This window comes from Streptomyces fungicidicus (assembly GCF_003665435.1).
Lineage (GTDB): Bacteria > Actinomycetota > Actinomycetes > Streptomycetales > Streptomycetaceae > Streptomyces > Streptomyces fungicidicus.
Map to the genome: position 1 here is coordinate 5,036,975 of NZ_CP023407.1, position 15,953 is coordinate 5,052,927.

Here is a 15,953-nt window from a genome sequence, read left to right on the forward strand (position 1 = left end):
CCGGTGCCGTCCCGTCATGCTGGCAGGGAGCCCGGGGACGCCCGTCACCCGGGATTGCCATGCCCACGACAGTGACCCGCAACGGGGAGAAGAAGTCATGTGCGACTCCTGCGCCTCGGCCGCCGCGGCCGAGGAAGCCCGTCCGCCCGCCCGCCTCTCCCGCCGCGGCCTGCTGGCCGGCGTGGGCCTGGGACTCGCTGTCCCGCTGGGGTGGGTGCCGGGGCTGACGGCGACGGCCTCGGCCGCGTCGCTGAAGAACGGCGGCTGGTGCAACCCCGCCCTCGGCCGCTTCCCCGCCGGCGGTCACTACGGAGCGCCGCGGGGCGGGGGCCCGCACGCGGGCCAGGACATCACCAACACGACCGGCACCGCCGTCTACGCGGCGGCGGCCGGGACGGTGATCCGCCGTCAGTGGGGCGGCGGACTCGGCGGCCGGACCGGCAACGGCCTCGTCCTCTCGCACGGCGGCGGGCAGTACACGTACTACGGCCACCTCAGCGTGTACCGGGTCGGCCTCAACGCCACGGTCGCCGCCGGCCGGCGCATCGGTGACATGGGCGCGACCGGCAATGTGACCGGCCCCCACCTGCACTTCGAGGTGCACTCGGGCGGGCTCGGCCGCACCGTCGACCCGGTCTCCTTCATGGCCGGCCGGGGCGTGGACCTGGGCGGCGGCTGGTCCAGGATCGACCCCGGAGCGCGGGGCAGGAGGGTCGCCGCCATTCAGTACCTGATGACGCAGCGGGGCTACGGCCTGACCGCCGACGGGTACTACGGGCCGGTCTCCGCCGGCGCGGTGAAGCGGTTCCAGGCGGCCCGCGGGCTGGTCGCCGACGGCCAGGTCGGCCCCGCGACCTGGCCGCACCTGGTGTACACCCTCCGGCAGGGCCACGACGGACACCATGTCCGCGCCCTGCAGACGGTCCTCGACAAGCACGGCGCCGGACTCGTCGCCGACGGCGGCTTCGGCTCCGTGACGGCCTCCGCCGTCCGCGCGTACCAGAGCGTCAACCGGCTCGTCGTGGACGGCGTGGCCGGCGCCGTGACCTGGCGGGCGCTCGTCGGCTGACCGGCCCGTCGCCGGGAACACGCCCCGGGGACGGGGCGTGTCGCCCCGCGCTTACGATGCGCCTCGTGTCCATACCTCCGCCCTACGGGCCCCCGCACACCCCGGACCCGCAGGAACCCCAGGGCCCCCCGGGCCAGTACCCCGCCCACCAGGCCCAAGGCCCCTACCCGCCACCGCAGTTCCCCTACGGGGGACAGCCGGGCTTCGCGCCGTACGGGCTCTACGGGCCGTACGGGCCCCGTCCCCCGGCCGCCGTCAACGGTGTCGCCGTCGCCGCCCTCGTGCTGGGCGTGCTGTGCTTCCTGCCGGCCGTCGGGCTGGTCCTGGGGCTGGTGGCGCTGCGCCAGATCAAGCGGCGCGGTGAGCGAGGGCGGGGGATGGCGGTCGCCGGGGCGGTGCTGTCCTCGGCCGGACTCGCGCTGTGGGTGGCGGCGCTGTCCACCGGCGTCGCCTCCGACGTCTGGGAGGGGCTGAAGGACGGCGCGCGCGGCGGCAGCGTCCTCGAGCTGGACAAGGGCGACTGCTTCAACTCGCCCGGCGGGCTGGGCGGCTGGACCACCGACGCCGACCTGGTGCCCTGCGCGCGGGAGCACGACGGTGAGGTCTTCGCCGTGATCGACCTGCCCGACGGGGGCTACCCGGGCGACGACTCCCTCACCGACACCGCCGACGAGCGGTGCTACGACCTCCAGGACGCCTACGTCATGGACGCCTGGGCGCTGCCCGGCCACGTGGACGTCTACTACCTCGTCCCGTCCCGCGTGAGCTGGCGTTACGGCGACCGCGAGATCACCTGCCTCCTGGGCAACCGGGACCCGGGGGGCACCCTCACCGGGTCGCTGCGCCGGGACGCGACGACGCTCGACGCCCACCAGCTGGCGTATCTGGAGGCTGTGGCGGTGCTCAACTCCGCCATGGAGCAGGCCCCCGAGGCCGAGTCCGTCGAGGAGGACCTGCCGGGGCACCGGGAATGGGCGGAGAAGATCGCGGCGGCGCTCGGCGAGCAGACCGGGATGCTGCGCGAGCACGAGTGGCCGGCCGGGGCCCGGCAGCCGGTGCGGGAGCTGGCCGCCGGACTGGACGAGGCCCGGGAGGAGTGGACGAAGGCCGCCGGGGCCGACGACGTGGACACCTACTACGAGCACTACGACAGGGGCTGGGAGCTCACCGACCCCGAGGACTCGGTCACCGCGCGCGAGGCCCTGGGCCTGGCCACCACGCCGCCCGCGTACGACGAGGAGGCGGAGAACGACACCGGAGGCGGCGAAATGAAGGTGTGACGGCCGCCATAGCGGGGAGAAAGTGCCTGCGTAACCCCTCGCGCGGCAGATGTCATCACATCGAGTGATTCTCTGGCCTTTGCTTGCCCAGTACAACCTACGGTTGCCACGCTGTTGCTGTCTGTACAACCTGATGGGAGTGGCCCGTGACATTCGGTGAGCAGCCGGCGTACCTGCGTGTCGCGGGTGATCTCCGCAAGAAGATCGTCGACGGCCGGCTGCCGCCGCACACCCGGCTCCCCTCCCAGGCGAGGATCCGCGAGGAGTACGGCGTCTCGGACACCGTCGCGCTGGAGGCGCGCAAGGTGCTGATGGCGGAGGGGCTCGTCGAGGGCCGCTCCGGCTCGGGCACCTATGTGCGGGAGCGGCCGGTGCCCCGGCGGGTCGCCCGCTCCGGGTTCCGGCCCGAGCGGGGGGCCACGCCCTTCCGGCAGGAGCAGGCCGACGCGGGCGTGCGGGGCACCTGGGAGTCCCGCAGCGAGCGGGCGGAAGCCTCCGCCGCCGTCGCTGAGCGGCTCGGCATCGAGTCCGGGGACCCGGTGATGCGCACCAAGTACCTCTTCCGGGAGGCCGGGGAGCCGATGATGCTCTCCACCTCCTGGGAGCCGCTCGCCCTCACCGGCCGGACCCCGGTGATGCTGCCCGAGGAGGGCCCGCTCGGCGGCATGGGCGTCGTCGAGCGCATGCGCGCCATCGACGTGGTGGTGGACAACGTCACCGAGGAGGTCGGCGCCCGTCCCGGCCTCGCCGAGGAGCTGCTGCTGCTCGGCGGCGTCCCCGGACACGTCGTCCTGGTCATCCAGCGCACCTACTTCGCCTCCGGCCGCCCGGTCGAGACCGCCGACATCGTCGTCCCCGCCGACCGCTACCGGGCCGCCTACCACCTCCCGGTGAAGTAGTCCGGGCCGCCCGCCCCGGCCGTACCGGGGCGGGATCCGCCCGCCCCGCCGCCCGCCGGCTCCCTGCTCACGCGCCCATCCCCGGTGCCGTCGCGCGCCCTCGCACGCCCCCGCTCCGTGTCCGCCCCGGCGCGACGTGCCTCCCGCGACCGCCCCGGCGCCGTGGCAATCTGGCCGTTCTTCCAGGTCGACCCAGGAGTGCGGCGTACCGGGCGCCATGCCGCTGACCGGACCCGTCGGTGCTCCCGCACGGCGCGTCCACCACCGTGCGCCCCCCGCGTTCTGGCTGGTTGCGTACCTCTTTGTGAAAAGGCGTATTCGCTCAGTGAAGGTAAGGCGTAGGCTCGGGCATATGCGGACTGGGGTTTCCTTATCGGGCGGGGTGCGGCACCGGCCGCGGACGGGACGGAGAGGGGCGCGATGAACGACGGCACGGTGACTCTTCCCTGGCTCGTCGTGCGTCAGGACGACAACGGCAATCGCTACCGGGTGGGCAGGTACGCGACCCGCGCCGAGGCCGAGCGGATCGCGGACAGCCTCGACGGGCGCGGACACCAGCAGCTCTACTGGGTCGAACGGGTGGGGCAGCACGGGACGACCGCCGGCTGACCGCCTCCCGTAGGCTCCGGCGCATGAGCGAGCGGATCGTGGTGGTCGGAGCGGCCCTCTGGCACGAGGGGCGGCTGCTCGCCGCCCGCCGGAGCGCCCCCGCGGAACTGGCGGGGCGCTGGGAGCTGCCCGGCGGCAAGGTCGAGCCGGGGGAGGCCCCGGACGCGGCCCTGGTGCGGGAGTTGCGCGAGGAACTCGGTGTCGACGCCGAGGCCGGAGAGCGCGTACCGGGGGAGTGGCCGCTGCGGACGCCGTACGTCATGCGGGTGTGGACCGCGCGCCTGCGCCCCGGATCCCCCGAACCCCGGCCCCTGGAGGACCACGACGCGCTGCGCTGGCTCGCCCCCGACCGCGTCTGGGACGTCGACTGGCTCGACCACGACGTGCCCGCCGTCCGCGGCACCCTCGCCCACCTGGGCCTGCCCGACGGCGTGTGAAGCGCGACTGCGGCGCGCGGAGGCGGAGGTGACGGTGCGTGGGCGCCTTCCCGCGCCGCACGTGCCGCGATGCGCCGCCGGGTGCGGTACTGCGTCCGGGATATCGGGTATGGGCCCTTTAGCCCCATCAAACCTGACATGGGGGGACACTCTCGGCCGGGAAGTGATCCGCGTGATGGACGCCGGCGGCGAGCGCGCCGCGTGGACCTTCCCCGCTGATCCGGGAGCCGTGCGCGCCGCCCGTGCCGCCGTCCGCGGCCAACTGGGCCTCTGGGACCTCGACAGCCTGGGCGACCTCACGGCCCTGCTGGTCAGCGAACTGGTCACCAACGCCCTGCGACACGCCACCGGCCCCATCGGCGTACGCCTCACCCGCCCCGCGCACGCCGGGGACGTCCTCCTGGTGGAGGTCTCCGACCCGCTGCCCGAACCTCCGCGCCGGCGTGCCGCCCGGCCCGAGGACGAGAGCGGACGCGGACTGCAGCTGCTGGCCTCGGCCTCCCACCGCTGGGGCACCCGGCCGGGCGCCGGCGGGAAGACCGTGTGGTTCGAACTCGCGGTGCCGAGATGAGCCCTCGCACGCCCGTTCACGGTGTACGCGGCCGCCTGTTCCGTCCAGTGACCGGTACCGCGCGGCGGTGGTTGCCGAAGAGGGGGTTCGACGACGTGTCCGCTGGTTAGAAGACTGGGAGTGTTCTCACGGCGTGGACCGAAAAGCATCGGGATCGTGCTGTGATCGTGAACACCGTGTTGTGCGGCGCCGTAGTGCTGGATACTGCGGGCAGCCGCCCCCGGTGACCGGTGCCGGACGCGGTGAGCTGGAGGGGACGGTTCGCGTGAGCGAGATACCAGCGAAGGCCACGGGGTCCGAGGACTCGTCGGGCGGCGCGAGGCGAGAGGCCGTGGACGGCCTCGTCTCAGGCGATGCCTCGTCCGCCGACGCGATGTGGCAGAGCAGTCCGCCCGGCTCCCTCTACGACTACGTCAAGGTCGCCTCGTTCTCCATCGGCCCGGACGGGCTGGTCGACCAGTGGAGTCTGCGCGCCGAGCAGATCTTCGGCATCCCCGCCGGCCGCGCCCTCGGCATGGACCCGATCGAGGCGTTCGTCGACCCCGACCGGCGCGAGCGCGGCCAGCGGAAGATGGCCGAGATCCTCGACGGCCGGGAGTGGACCGGAGTGGTGCCCTTCCGGCTGCCGGCCGGGGCGGCGGACGACCGGCGCGACCGGGAGGGCTTCGCCGAGGTCTATGTGATGCCGACGCGCACCGAGGAGGGCGAGAAGGCCGCCGTCTGCATCGTCGTCGACGTCCGCACCCTGCGCACCATCGAGACCGATCTCGCCGCCTCGCAGGCCATATTCGGCCAATCCCCGTTCGGCTTCCTGCTGATCGACCCCGACCTGCGGGTCCGCCGCGCCAACCAGCGGTTCGCGTCCATCTTCGGCGGCACTCCCGACGACCACCGCGGCATGGGCGTGCACGACTATCTGCCGCGCGGCGAGGCGGAGCGGGTCGCCGCCACCCTGCGCCGGGTGCTGGAGACCGGCGACTCCATCACGGACATGCACGTCACGGGCTTCGTGCCGGGCGCCGACGAGCGCCGCCACTGGTCCGTCAACCTCTACCGCGTGCACAGCGGAAGCGGCCGCCCCATCGGCGTCGCCTGGCTGGGAACCGACATCACCGCCCGCCGCGAGGCCGCCCGCGAGGCCGCCGCCGCACGGCGTAATCTCGCCCTCCTCAACGAGGCGGGCGCCCGGATCGGCAACTCCCTCGATCTGGAGACCACCGCCCGGGAACTCCTCGACGTGGTCGTGCCCGGCTTCTGCGACCTGGCCACCGTCGACCTCTACCAGGGGCTGCTGGCCGGCGACGAGACCCCGCCGGGCCTCGCCGACGGCAGCGCGGAGGTGCGCAGGGTCGCGTTCGCCAGCGCCGTGTCCGACGCCCCGTTCAGCGGCACCGGTGAGCCGGTGAAGCTGGGCGCCGTCCACCACTACGCCTTCAACTCGCCCTGCGCGGACGCCCTGCGCACCGGCCGCCCGCAGAAGGTGCAGGGCGAGGACGGCGGTCTGGTGCAGTCCACGCTCGCCGTGCCGATGGTCGCCCACGACACGGTGGTCGGCCTCGCGCAGTTCGCCCGCACCAAGGGCAGCGAGCCGTTCGGCGACCGCGACCACGAACTCGCCGTGGAGCTGGCCGCGCGGGCCGCCGTCTGCATCGACAACGCCCGTCTGTACCGGCGCGAGCACGAACGGGCGCTGATACTGCAGCGGTCCCTGCTGCCGCCCGGCGACCCGGAGGCCTCCGGCCTCGACATCGCCTGCCGCTACCTGCCCGGCAACGTGGCCACCGGCCGGCCCAGCGAGGTCGGCGGCGACTGGTTCGACGTCATCGAACTGCCCGGCCACCGCACCGCGCTGGTCGTCGGCGACGTCATGGGGCGCGGGCTGCGCGCCGCCGTCGCCATGGGCGAACTGCGCACCGCCGTACGGACCCTGGCCCAGCTCGACCTGGAACCGGCCGAGGTCCTCTCGCAGCTCGACGAGATCGCCCGCGGTCTGGGCGCCCCCGGCGGCGTCCAGCAGGCCACCCGGGCGGCCCGCCGCCCCCGAGAGGCCGACCTCTCCGAGGTCTACCTGGCGACCTGCGTCTACGCCGTCTACGACTCGGTGACCCGGCGCTGCACCTTCGCCAACGCGGGCCATCTGCCGCCCGTCCTGGTCGAACCCGGCGAGCCCGCGCTGATGCTGGACGTGCCGCCCGGCATGCCGCTCGGCGTCGGCGGCGAGCCCTTCGAGGAGGTGGAGGTCGAACTGCCCGAGGGCGCGCTCCTCGCGCTCTACACGGACGGCCTGGTCGAAAGCCGCGACCACCCGCTCGACGAGGGACTCCAGGCGTTCGTGAACGCCCTGAGGGACCCGTCCGCGCCCCTGGAGGACGTCTGCGACCACGTCCTCAACACCCTCGACACCCACCACGGCGAGGACGACATCGCCCTGCTGATGGCCCGCGTCCAGGGACTGCCCGCCGAGTCCGTCGGCGACTGGGCCCTGCCCCGCGAGCCCCGCAGCGTGGGCCGCGCCCGCGAGTACGCCCGCGCGCAGCTGCTCGACTGGGACCTGGAGCCCCTGGTCGACACCACGGAACTCCTGGTCAGCGAGCTGGTCACCAACGCCCTGCGGTACGGCGAGGGCGAGATCAGACTCCGTCTCCTCCTCGACCGCACCCTGGTCTGCGAGGTCTGGGACTCCGGACTGGTCCAGCCGCGCCGCCGCCGCGCCCGCGACACCGACGAGGGCGGCCGGGGCCTCCAGCTGGTCGGCCTGCTCAGCGCGGCCTGGGGGTCCCGCCGTACGCCCCGCGGCAAGACGGTCTGGTTCGAACTCCCCCTGCCCGGCGCCGACACCACCCTCACCGACCCGGCGGAGGCGCTGCTGAGCCTGTTCTGACGGCCCGTCGGGGCGGCGCGTACGCTCGCGTCATGCACACCGTTCCGCCCGCCCCGGTGCGCCTGACGGCGGGCACCCTCACCCTGCGCCCCTGGGAGCCGGAGGACGCGGCCGGCCTCGCCGGGCTGTACGCGGACGAGGCGATGCGCCGCTGGGCGAGCGCGCCCGTGCACGACGGGCCGAGCGCCGCCCGCTGGGTGGCCGAGCAGCGGCGCGGCTGGGAGACCGGCGAGCGCCTCGCCTTCGCCGTGCGGGAGACGGACGCGTCCGACGCCCGGCCGTCGGGCCATGTCGTGCTCAGACGCGGGTCCGCGGGCTCCGCCTCGGCCGAGGTCGGCTACTGGACGGCGGCCCACGCCCGGGGCAGGGGAGTGGCCCCTCGTGCCCTCACCGCCGTGGCCGACTGGGCCTTCGCCGTCTTCGCCGCCGACGGCCTGACCCGCCTCGACCTGCTGCACCAGGTCGACAACACGGCCTCCTGCCGGGTCGCCGAGAAGAGCGGCTTCGCACTGTCCGGCCTGCTCCCCGCCGCCCCGCCCGCCTTCCCGCTCGACGGCCACCGGCACGTACGGCGGGTCCCCGCCCCCGCGTGACCGCAACCGGAACACCTGTTCCACTCGTCCTCCCCCTCGACATCGACCACGCGGCTGCCGGGGGAGGCGGCGGAGAAGGGGAGCCGGCATGGAACGCACAGGGCCACGGGATCCGGAGACCACGGCGGACGAGGCCGCACCGGAACCGGCCGGCGGTGACGCGCCCACGGCGCCCGAGGGGCGGGACGGCACGCGCCGCAGACCCTGGGTCCGCCCCCTCCGGCGCACCGCCCTCGTGCTCGCCCTGCTGCTGCTCGTGCCCCTCCTCGCCGCCGGAACCGCCCTGCGCGTCAACTACATGGGCGATCCGGCCGACGGCACGTACACCCGCGACCGGGACGCCATGTGGCTCGGGCACGCCTGGGTCGACGGGCGGAAGAAGGACGCCGACGTCACCGCGCTCGCCCGCCGCCTCGAGGACACCGGCATCCGCGACCTCTACGTCCACTCCGGCCCGCTGGAGCACGACGGGACCCTGCCGGAGTCGGCCTACCCGCGCGCCCGCTGGCTGATCGACGCCGTGCACCGGGAGCTGCCCGGGGTCCGCGTCCAGGCCTTCCTCGGCGACGTCCTCGCCACCGAGGGCCCCGACGGCATGCGCCTGGCGCGCGCCGCCACCCGCGCCGCCGTCGTCCGCAGCGCGGAGCAGGTCCTGGACGCGGGCTACGACGGCGTCCACCTCGACCTGGAGCCGCTGCACTCCGGCGACCGGGACTACCTCTCCCTCCTGGACGACCTGCGCGCCGTCACCCGCGCCGAGGACGCGCGACTGTCCGTGGCCGCCCACCAGATCGACCCGCTCCCGGCGCTCCACTCCGTCGCCGGCCTCTTCGCCGACCACCCCAAGTGGTGGTCGCAGGAGTTCTTCGGCCAGGTCGCCCGGCGCGTCGACCAGATCGCCCTGATGTCGTACGACACGGCGCAGCCGCTGGAGGGCACCTACGGCGGCTACGTGGCCCAGCAGACCTCGCTCGCCCTGGAGGTCACCCCGCCCACCACCCACCTGCTGATGGGCCTGCCCTTCTACTACGAGAGCAACCCCAGCCACTGGGGCCACGCCGAGACCGTAGCCGCCGCCGTCCGCGGCGTCCGCCTCGGCCTCTCCCGGACGGACGCCGACCGCGAACTCTTCGGCGTCGCCCCGTACATCGACTTCGCGGCGACGGAGACGAACTGGGAGGAGTACCGGGAAGGCTGGGTGAACCCCTAACGCCGGCGGATCCTGTTCCCCAGCCACACCAGCGGGTCGTACTTCCGGTCTGCCGCCCGCTCCTTCAGCGGGATCAGCGCGTTGTCCGTGATCCTGATCCCCTCGGGGCAGACCTCCGTGCAGCACTTGGTGATGTTGCAGTAGCCGAGGCCGTGTTCGTCCTGGGCCGTGCGCTTGCGGTCCAGGCCGGCCTCCTCGGCCGCGTCCAGCGGATGCATGTCGAGCTCCGCGACCCGCATCAGGAAACGGGGTCCCGCGAAGGCCGTCTTGTTCTCCTCGTGGTCGCGGACCACATGGCAGACGTCCTGGCACAGGAAGCACTCGATGCACTTGCGGAACTCCTGCGAGCGGTCCACGTCCTCCTGCGTCATCCGGTACTCGCCCGCGGCCACCCCCTCCGGCGGGACGAAGGCCGGAACCTGCCTGGCCTTGGTGTAGTTGAAGCCGACGTCCGTCACCAGGTCCCGGATCACCGGGAACGCCCGCAGCGGCGTCACGGTGATCGTCTCGTCCCGCCGGAACACCGACATGCGGGTCATGCACAGCAGTCGGGGACGCCCGTTGACCTCCGCCGAGCAGGAACCGCACTTGCCCGCCTTGCAGTTCCAGCGCACGGCGAGATCGGGCGCCTGGGTGGCCTGGAGGCGGTGGACGATGTCGAGGACCACCTCGCCGTCGTTCACCTCGACCGCGAAGTCCTCCAGGCCGCCACCCTCGGCGTCCCCCCGCCACACCTTGAAGCGGGCCTCGTAGCTGCTCACTCGTAGAGCTCCTCTTCGGCGAGGTACTTGACCAGCTCCTCCTTCTCGAAGAGGGCGAGCAGGTCGGGGCGGATGGGTTCGGTGGTCTCACGGGTGAGGGTGATCCGGCCGCGCACCGTGTCGGTGCCCGCGAGCCCGCCCGACGGGTCGGTCAGCGCGCACAGCAGATTGACGTTGCGCCAGGTCCGCTCCATCGCCGCGTGGTCCTCACGGGTGTGGCCGCCGCGCGACTCGGTGCGCTCCAGCGCCGCCCGGGCCACGCACTCGCTGACCAGCAGCATGTTCCTGAGGTCCAGCGCGAGGTGCCAGCCGGGGTTGAACTGCCGGTGCCCCTCGACCCCGGCGCGGCGGGCCCGCACCCGCAGCTCGGCGAGCTTCCGCAGCGCCTGCTCCATCTCGTGCTCGCGCCGGATGATGCCGACCAGGTCGTTCATCGTCTGCTGGAGCTCCTGGTGCAGCGTGTACGGGTTCTCCGGCGGCCCGTCCGCCGGTTCCCCGCCCTCCGCGGAGAACGGGCGCAGGGCCTCCGCGGCGGCCGCGTCGACCTGCGCGTCGTCCACCCGGGGCCGCGGGGCCCTCGCCCGGCTCGCGTACTCGGCCGCGTGCAGGCCGGCCCGGCGGCCGAACACCAGCAGGTCGGAGAGCGAGTTCCCGCCGAGCCGGTTGGAGCCGTGCATCCCGCCGGCCACCTCACCGGCGGCGAACAGTCCGGGCACCCCGCGCGCCGCCGCCGAGTCGGAGTCGACGGCGATGCCGCCCATCACGTAGTGACAGGTCGGCCCGACCTCCATCGCCTCCGCCGTGATGTCGACGTCCGCCAGCTCCTTGAACTGGTGGTACATCGACGGCAGCCGCCGTCTGATCACCTCGGCCGGCATCCGGGTGGAGACGTCCAGGAAGACCCCGCCGTGCGGGGAGCCCCGGCCCGCCTTCACCTCGGCGTTGATCGCGCGGGCCACCTCGTCGCGGGGGAGCAGCTCGGGCGGGCGGCGGTTGTGGTCCGGGTCGTCGTACCAGCGGTCGCCCTCCTCCTCGGACTCCGCGTACTTCTCCTTGAAGACGTCCGGGATGTAGTCGAACATGAACCGCTTGCCCTCGGAGTTGCGCAGCACCCCGCCGTCCCCACGCACCGACTCGGTGACGAGGATGCCCTTCACCGACGGCGGCCAGACCATCCCGGTCGGGTGGAACTGCACGAACTCCATATTCAGCAGCGGGGCCCCGGCCAGCAGCGCCAGCGCGTGACCGTCGCCGGTGTACTCCCAGGAGTTCGACGTCACCTTGAAGGACTTGCCGATCCCGCCGGTGGCGATCACCACGGCGGGCGCCTCCAGCACGAAGAAGCGGCCGGACTCCCGCTCGTACCCGAAGACCCCCGAGACCTGGCCCTCCTCCTTGAGCACGCGGGTGACCGTGCACTCCTGGAAGACCTTCAGCCGGGACTCGTGGTCCCCGGTCTCGCGGAAGTCCTCCTGCTGGAGCGCGACGATCTTCTGCTGGAGGGTGCGGATCAGCTCCAGGCCGGTGCGGTCGCCGACATGGGCCAGGCGCGGGTACTCGTGGCCGCCGAAGTTGCGCTGCGAGATCCGCCCGTCCTTCGTGCGGTCGAACAGCGCGCCCCAGGTCTCCAGCTCCCACACCCGCCGCGGGGCCTCCTGGGCGTGCAGTTCCGCCATCCGCCACTGGTTGAGGAACTTGCCGCCGCGCATGGTGTCGCGGAAGTGGACCTGCCAGTTGTCGCCGGAGTTGACGTTGCCCATCGCGGCCGCGATGCCGCCCTCGGCCATCACGGTGTGCGCCTTGCCGAACAGCGACTTGCAGATCACGGCCGTACGGGCGCCCCGCTCGCGGGCCTCGACGGCGGCGCGCAGACCCGCGCCGCCCGCCCCGACCACGACGACGTCCCACTCCTGTCGGTCGACCACGGACATAGGTAAGGCCCCCAGCTAGAAGAAGCGCGGATCGTCGAAGACGCCGGACGCGACGAGGTACACGTAGAAGTCGGCGAGCGCCACGCTCAGCAGTGACGCCCAGGCGAGCTGCATGTGCCTGGCGTTCAGCCGGCCCACCCACTGCCACATCCGGTAGCGCACCGGGTGCCGGGAGAAGTGCTTCAGCTTCCCGCCGACGATGTGCCGGCAGGAGTGGCACGAGACGGTGTACGCCCAGATCAGCGCGATGTTGACCAGGAACACCAGGGTGCCGAGACCCATGTGGCCCCACGCGTAGTGCTCGTCGCGGAAGGCGAGCACGGTGTCGTAGGTCAGCACGCAGGCGACCAGGAGCGCCGCGTAGAAGAAGTACCGGTGGACGTTCTGCAGGATCAGCGGGAAGCGGGTCTCCCCGGTGTACTTCGCGTGCGGTTCGGCGACCGCGCAGGCCGGCGGGGACGCCCAGAAGCCCCGGTAGTAGGCCTTGCGGTAGTAGTAGCAGGTCAGGCGGAAGCCGAGCGGGAAGATCAGGATGATGATCGCCGGCGAGATGCCCCACCAGGATCCGAACAGCTCCCAGTTCGGCCCGGCGCGCATCGGTTCGCAGTTCTCCGCGAGGCACGGCGAGTAGAACGGCGAGACGTACGGCGCCGCGTAGTAGTCGGCGTTGGCGAAGGCCCGCCAGGTCGAGTACACGACGAAGGCGAGCAGCCCGGCCGCGGTGGCGGCCGGGGCCAGCCACCAGCGGTCGGTCCGCAGGTGCGGGGCGGCGATCGCGGCGCGCGTGCCGGTCCGCACGCCGCCGCTTCGGTGATGGGGGTCTGTGGCAGGAGGTTCCGTGCCAGTGGCCACTTGTCCACTCCGGTAGGGGTCGGGGGGCGCCGCGATCGGCGGGGGGTCAGGGGGCGCGACGGTCGCGGGCGCCGAGCCCCTCGTCGTCGGTGTCCACCCACAGCGAGGGGTCGTACGGCGCGTCGGAGATGGTCACCAGGTCGGGCCGCTTCTGCGGGGCCGCGGTGGCGGCGGCCGTCTCCCGCAGCAGCGCGACGCTCTCCCGCAGGTGGTTGGTGTCGGAGCGGACGCGGCGCATCTCCAGGCCGCCGCTGCCCAGCTGCTTCTCCAGGCGCCCCACCGACCGAATCAGATCGTCGAGACAGCGCTGGACGGATGTCAGTTCGTCGTGCACGGACATGACTTGCCCTCACTTCCACGGGTCCTTCGGGCCCAAGGCGGCAACGTTCATGCGCCTGAGAGTGTCGCGCGTCACACCTTGCGCTGTGAAGGGATGTGCATCGATTGGCCGAGGCGTACGGGTGACGGTGCGGTGAGTTGCGCCGTACGGGTGAGCTTGCCGACCGTGGCCGCCGTGTCGCCCTGAGTTGCCGAACCCTTTCCTCTTCAGTGGGCCGCATACATCGGATGAACTCCAAATACCACCAAAAGTGAGCGTAACGCCCGCTGCCCCCGGAGGTAACCAGAGATGTCCCACGACGGCGTCGGCCCGCGCGCGGCTCTGCGCTCGGTCGCCCTCCTCACCGCGGGCCTCCTCGCGGTGCCCGCGCTGGCCGGCTGCGGTTCCGGCGACGACCCCGCGGGCGAGCCGCTCGCCGGGGCGGACATCGCGCACGCCGACCGGGCGAGGATCGCCGAGGGGGGCACCCTGCGCTGGGCGGTGGACACCGTCCCGGACACCCTGAACACCTTCCAGTCGGACGCCGACGCCACCACCACCCGGATCGCCCAGGCGGTCCTGCCGTCGATGTTCCGGATGGACACCCGGGGCCGCCCGGTGCGCAACCCCGACTACCTGGAGTCCGCCGAGGTCGTCGACACCGAGCCGAAACAGGTCGTCCTCTACAAGCTCAACCAGCAGGCCGTCTGGAGCGACGGCCGCGAGATCGGCGCCGCCGACTTCGCCGCCCAGTGGCGCGCCCTGTCCGGGAAGGACACCGCCTACTGGACCGCCCGCAACGCCGGCTACGACCGCATCGGGAAGATCGAGCGGGGCAGCAGCGACCTCGAGGTCAAGGTCACCTTCAGCCGCCCCTACGCCGACTGGAAGTCCCTGTTCACCCCGCTGTACCCCAAGGAGGTCATGGGCACCCCGGACGCCTTCAACGACGGGGCGCGCAAGAAGCTCAAGGTCACCGCGGGACCCTTCACGCTGAAGAAGGTCGACACCGGGGAGGAGGAGGTCACCCTCACCCGCAGCGCACGCTGGTGGGGCGCCCCGGCGAAGCTCTCGAAGATCGTGCTGCGCGCGGTGCCCCGGGACAAACGGATCTCCGCGCTCAGCGCCGGCACCCTGGACCTGGCCGAGATCGACCCGGCCGCCGCGCGCCGGGTCACCGCCGCGGCGCTCCCGCGGGGCGAGAGCAGCCCGCTCGCGGGCCCCGGCGCGGACCGGTCCGCCGCGGACGCGCTGCGCTCCTGGGCGGTCGCCAACGGCTCCGACGAGGAGGCCGCCGACGAGGAGTCGTCCGCCCGCAGGAAGCTGGCGAAGAAGGCCGCCAAGTACGCCCGGCAGCAGAAGGCCCTCGGCGGCTTCGAGGTGCGCAGGTCGTTCGAGCCGGCCTTCACCCAGCTGGCCCTCAACGGGGCCGACGGCCCCCTCGCCGACGAGCGGGTCCGCCGCGCCGTGGCCCGCGCCCTGGACCGGCGGGCCATCGCGGAGGCGGTGCTGAAGCCGCTGGGGCTGCCCGCCGAGTCCGTGGGCAGCCACCTCGCGCTGTCCGGCCAGGCCGGCTACGGCGACAGCAGCGGCGCCCTCGGCGAACAGGACGCCAAGGAGGCGCAGGCGCTGCTCGCGGACGCGGGCTGGGTGCCGGGCGGGCCGGTCAGGAAGGAGAAGAAGGACGACGGCGAGAAGGCGGCGGGCTCGGAGGGGGAGAAGGGCGGGGACTCCGGCGACGGGGACGAGTCCGAGGGCGGCGACGACGGCACGTACATCGTCGGCGAGGACGACGACGCCAACGACGACGGCAAGGCCCCGCGGGACTCCGGCACCGGCACCGGGCACCTGAGGCAGGGCGGCGCCCCCGGCGCCTACGCGCCCCGGGGCACCGCCGCCCCGGCCCGGGCCGCGAGCGCCCCCGTCGCCAAGGACGGCAAGGCGCTCACCCTCCGCTTCGTGCTGCCCTCGGGACCGGGCTCGGACACGCTGCGCACCGTGGCCGGCCGCATCTCGGCGATGCTGGAGCGGATCGGCATCCGCACGGACGTCACCAAGGTCGACGACGCGAGCTACTTCAAGGACCACATCGCCTCCGGGAAGTACGACCTCGCCCTGTACTCCTGGCCCGCGACCGCCTACCCCGCCACCGACGCCCGCCCCGTCTACGCCAAGCCGGTCGCGGCCGCCGACGGCTCCCTGAACGTGGAGCAGAACTACACCCGCGTCGGCACCGACCAGGTGGACCAGCTCTTCGACCAGGCCGTCACCACGCTGGACGACTCCGAGCGGGGCGCCCTGATCCGCAAGGCCGACTCCCGCATCTGGGCGGCGGCCGGCTCCATCCCCCTCTACCAGCGCCCCCAGCTCACCGCCGCCCGCAAGAACCTGGCCAACGCCGGGGCCTTCGGCTTCCGCACCCCGGTGTACGAGGACATGGGCTTCCTGAAGAAGTCCGCGCAGGGCCCGACGGGCACCCCGGGCGCGAAGAGCGCCGGCGCGTCGGCCGGGGACTGACGCGCCCGGCGGGAACGGCGCAAT

At 73.3% G+C, this 15,953-nt stretch carries 14 protein-coding genes; 10 read left to right on the forward strand and 4 right to left on the reverse strand.

The features are described 5' to 3' along the window. Window positions 1–97: 97 nt before the first annotated feature. The 9 genes from CNQ36_RS23155 to CNQ36_RS23195 all read left to right on the forward strand — a co-directional run bounded on the left by CNQ36_RS23155 (window position 98) and on the right by CNQ36_RS23195 (window position 9,549). On the forward strand, window positions 98–1,069 hold the full coding sequence (locus CNQ36_RS23155) for a peptidoglycan-binding protein (protein ID WP_121547402.1): 972 nt from the start codon (window positions 98–100) through the stop codon (window positions 1,067–1,069). A gap of 65 nt (window positions 1,070–1,134) precedes the next feature. Next, window positions 1,135–2,349, forward strand: a complete 1,215-nt coding sequence (locus CNQ36_RS23160) for a DUF4190 domain-containing protein (protein ID WP_121548563.1) — start codon at window positions 1,135–1,137, stop codon at window positions 2,347–2,349. 146 nt (window positions 2,350–2,495) lie between these two features. Further along, window positions 2,496–3,248: a GntR family transcriptional regulator gene (locus CNQ36_RS23165; RefSeq protein WP_121547403.1), complete on the forward strand. Its 753-nt coding sequence runs from the start codon at window positions 2,496–2,498 to the stop codon at window positions 3,246–3,248. A gap of 420 nt (window positions 3,249–3,668) precedes the next feature. Continuing rightward, complete coding sequence (locus CNQ36_RS23170) at window positions 3,669–3,857, forward strand: SPOR domain-containing protein (RefSeq protein WP_121547404.1); 189 nt, start codon at window positions 3,669–3,671, stop codon at window positions 3,855–3,857. Between the two features lie 23 nt (window positions 3,858–3,880). Continuing rightward, window positions 3,881–4,294: a (deoxy)nucleoside triphosphate pyrophosphohydrolase gene (locus CNQ36_RS23175; protein WP_040906203.1), complete on the forward strand. Its 414-nt coding sequence runs from the start codon at window positions 3,881–3,883 to the stop codon at window positions 4,292–4,294. Window positions 4,295–4,469: 175 nt separating this feature from the next. Next, window positions 4,470–4,865: an ATP-binding protein gene (locus CNQ36_RS23180; protein ID WP_206278575.1), complete on the forward strand. Its 396-nt coding sequence runs from the start codon at window positions 4,470–4,472 to the stop codon at window positions 4,863–4,865. A 265-nt stretch (window positions 4,866–5,130) separates the two neighbouring features. Beyond that, window positions 5,131–7,746: a SpoIIE family protein phosphatase gene (locus CNQ36_RS23185; RefSeq protein ID WP_121547406.1), complete on the forward strand. Its 2,616-nt coding sequence runs from the start codon at window positions 5,131–5,133 to the stop codon at window positions 7,744–7,746. Window positions 7,747–7,778: 32 nt separating this feature from the next. Beyond that, window positions 7,779–8,339, forward strand: a complete 561-nt coding sequence (locus CNQ36_RS23190) for a GNAT family N-acetyltransferase (protein ID WP_121547407.1) — start codon at window positions 7,779–7,781, stop codon at window positions 8,337–8,339. Between the two features lie 88 nt (window positions 8,340–8,427). After that, window positions 8,428–9,549, forward strand: coding sequence for a glycoside hydrolase family 18 protein (locus CNQ36_RS23195; protein ID WP_121547408.1), 1,122 nt, complete (start codon window positions 8,428–8,430; stop codon window positions 9,547–9,549). Here the strand turns inward: CNQ36_RS23195 and CNQ36_RS23200 are convergent. From CNQ36_RS23200 to CNQ36_RS23215, 4 genes are read right to left on the reverse strand one after another with little or no spacing between them, the layout of a single operon-like run. Continuing rightward, entirely contained in the window at window positions 9,546–10,310 is a 765-nt protein-coding gene (locus CNQ36_RS23200) for a succinate dehydrogenase/fumarate reductase iron-sulfur subunit (protein ID WP_121547409.1), read from the reverse strand. The genes CNQ36_RS23195 and CNQ36_RS23200 overlap by 4 nt on opposite strands. After that, the gene (locus CNQ36_RS23205) at window positions 10,307–12,241 is read right to left on the reverse strand and encodes a fumarate reductase/succinate dehydrogenase flavoprotein subunit (RefSeq protein ID WP_121547410.1); all 1,935 of its coding nucleotides are present in this window, start codon (window positions 12,239–12,241) and stop codon (window positions 10,307–10,309) included. The genes CNQ36_RS23200 and CNQ36_RS23205 overlap by 4 nt, the downstream gene beginning before the upstream one ends. A 15-nt stretch (window positions 12,242–12,256) precedes the next feature. Continuing rightward, window positions 12,257–13,093 (reverse strand): hypothetical protein, encoded by an 837-nt coding sequence (locus CNQ36_RS23210; RefSeq protein ID WP_004926205.1) that lies wholly within the window; start codon window positions 13,091–13,093, stop codon window positions 12,257–12,259. A gap of 46 nt (window positions 13,094–13,139) precedes the next feature. Beyond that, complete coding sequence (locus tag CNQ36_RS23215) at window positions 13,140–13,433, reverse strand: hypothetical protein (RefSeq protein ID WP_004926201.1); 294 nt, start codon at window positions 13,431–13,433, stop codon at window positions 13,140–13,142. A 288-nt stretch (window positions 13,434–13,721) separates the two neighbouring features. Here CNQ36_RS23215 and CNQ36_RS23220 point away from each other — a divergent pair, with 288 nt between their 5' ends. Beyond that, complete coding sequence (locus CNQ36_RS23220; RefSeq protein ID WP_121547411.1) at window positions 13,722–15,929, forward strand: ABC transporter family substrate-binding protein; 2,208 nt, start codon at window positions 13,722–13,724, stop codon at window positions 15,927–15,929. Window positions 15,930–15,953: the final 24 nt, after the last annotated feature.

Excerpts from the sequence above, each read along its gene's own strand:
- CNQ36_RS23195 (WP_121547408.1), top strand. The coding sequence starts at position 8,428 with ATGGAACGCACAGGGCCACGGGATCCGGAGACCACGGCGGACGAGGCC.
- CNQ36_RS23205 (WP_121547410.1), bottom strand. The coding sequence starts at position 12,241 with ATGTCCGTGGTCGACCGACAGGAGTGGGACGTCGTCGTGGTCGGGGCG.
- CNQ36_RS23170 (WP_121547404.1), top strand. The coding sequence starts at position 3,669 with ATGAACGACGGCACGGTGACTCTTCCCTGGCTCGTCGTGCGTCAGGAC.
- CNQ36_RS23180 (WP_206278575.1), top strand. The coding sequence starts at position 4,470 with ATGGACGCCGGCGGCGAGCGCGCCGCGTGGACCTTCCCCGCTGATCCG.
- CNQ36_RS23190 (WP_121547407.1), top strand. The coding sequence starts at position 7,779 with ATGCACACCGTTCCGCCCGCCCCGGTGCGCCTGACGGCGGGCACCCTC.
- CNQ36_RS23215 (WP_004926201.1), bottom strand. The coding sequence starts at position 13,433 with ATGTCCGTGCACGACGAACTGACATCCGTCCAGCGCTGTCTCGACGAT.
- CNQ36_RS23155 (WP_121547402.1), top strand. The coding sequence starts at position 98 with ATGTGCGACTCCTGCGCCTCGGCCGCCGCGGCCGAGGAAGCCCGTCCG.
- CNQ36_RS23175 (WP_040906203.1), top strand. The coding sequence starts at position 3,881 with ATGAGCGAGCGGATCGTGGTGGTCGGAGCGGCCCTCTGGCACGAGGGG.
- CNQ36_RS23220 (WP_121547411.1), top strand. The coding sequence starts at position 13,722 with ATGTCCCACGACGGCGTCGGCCCGCGCGCGGCTCTGCGCTCGGTCGCC.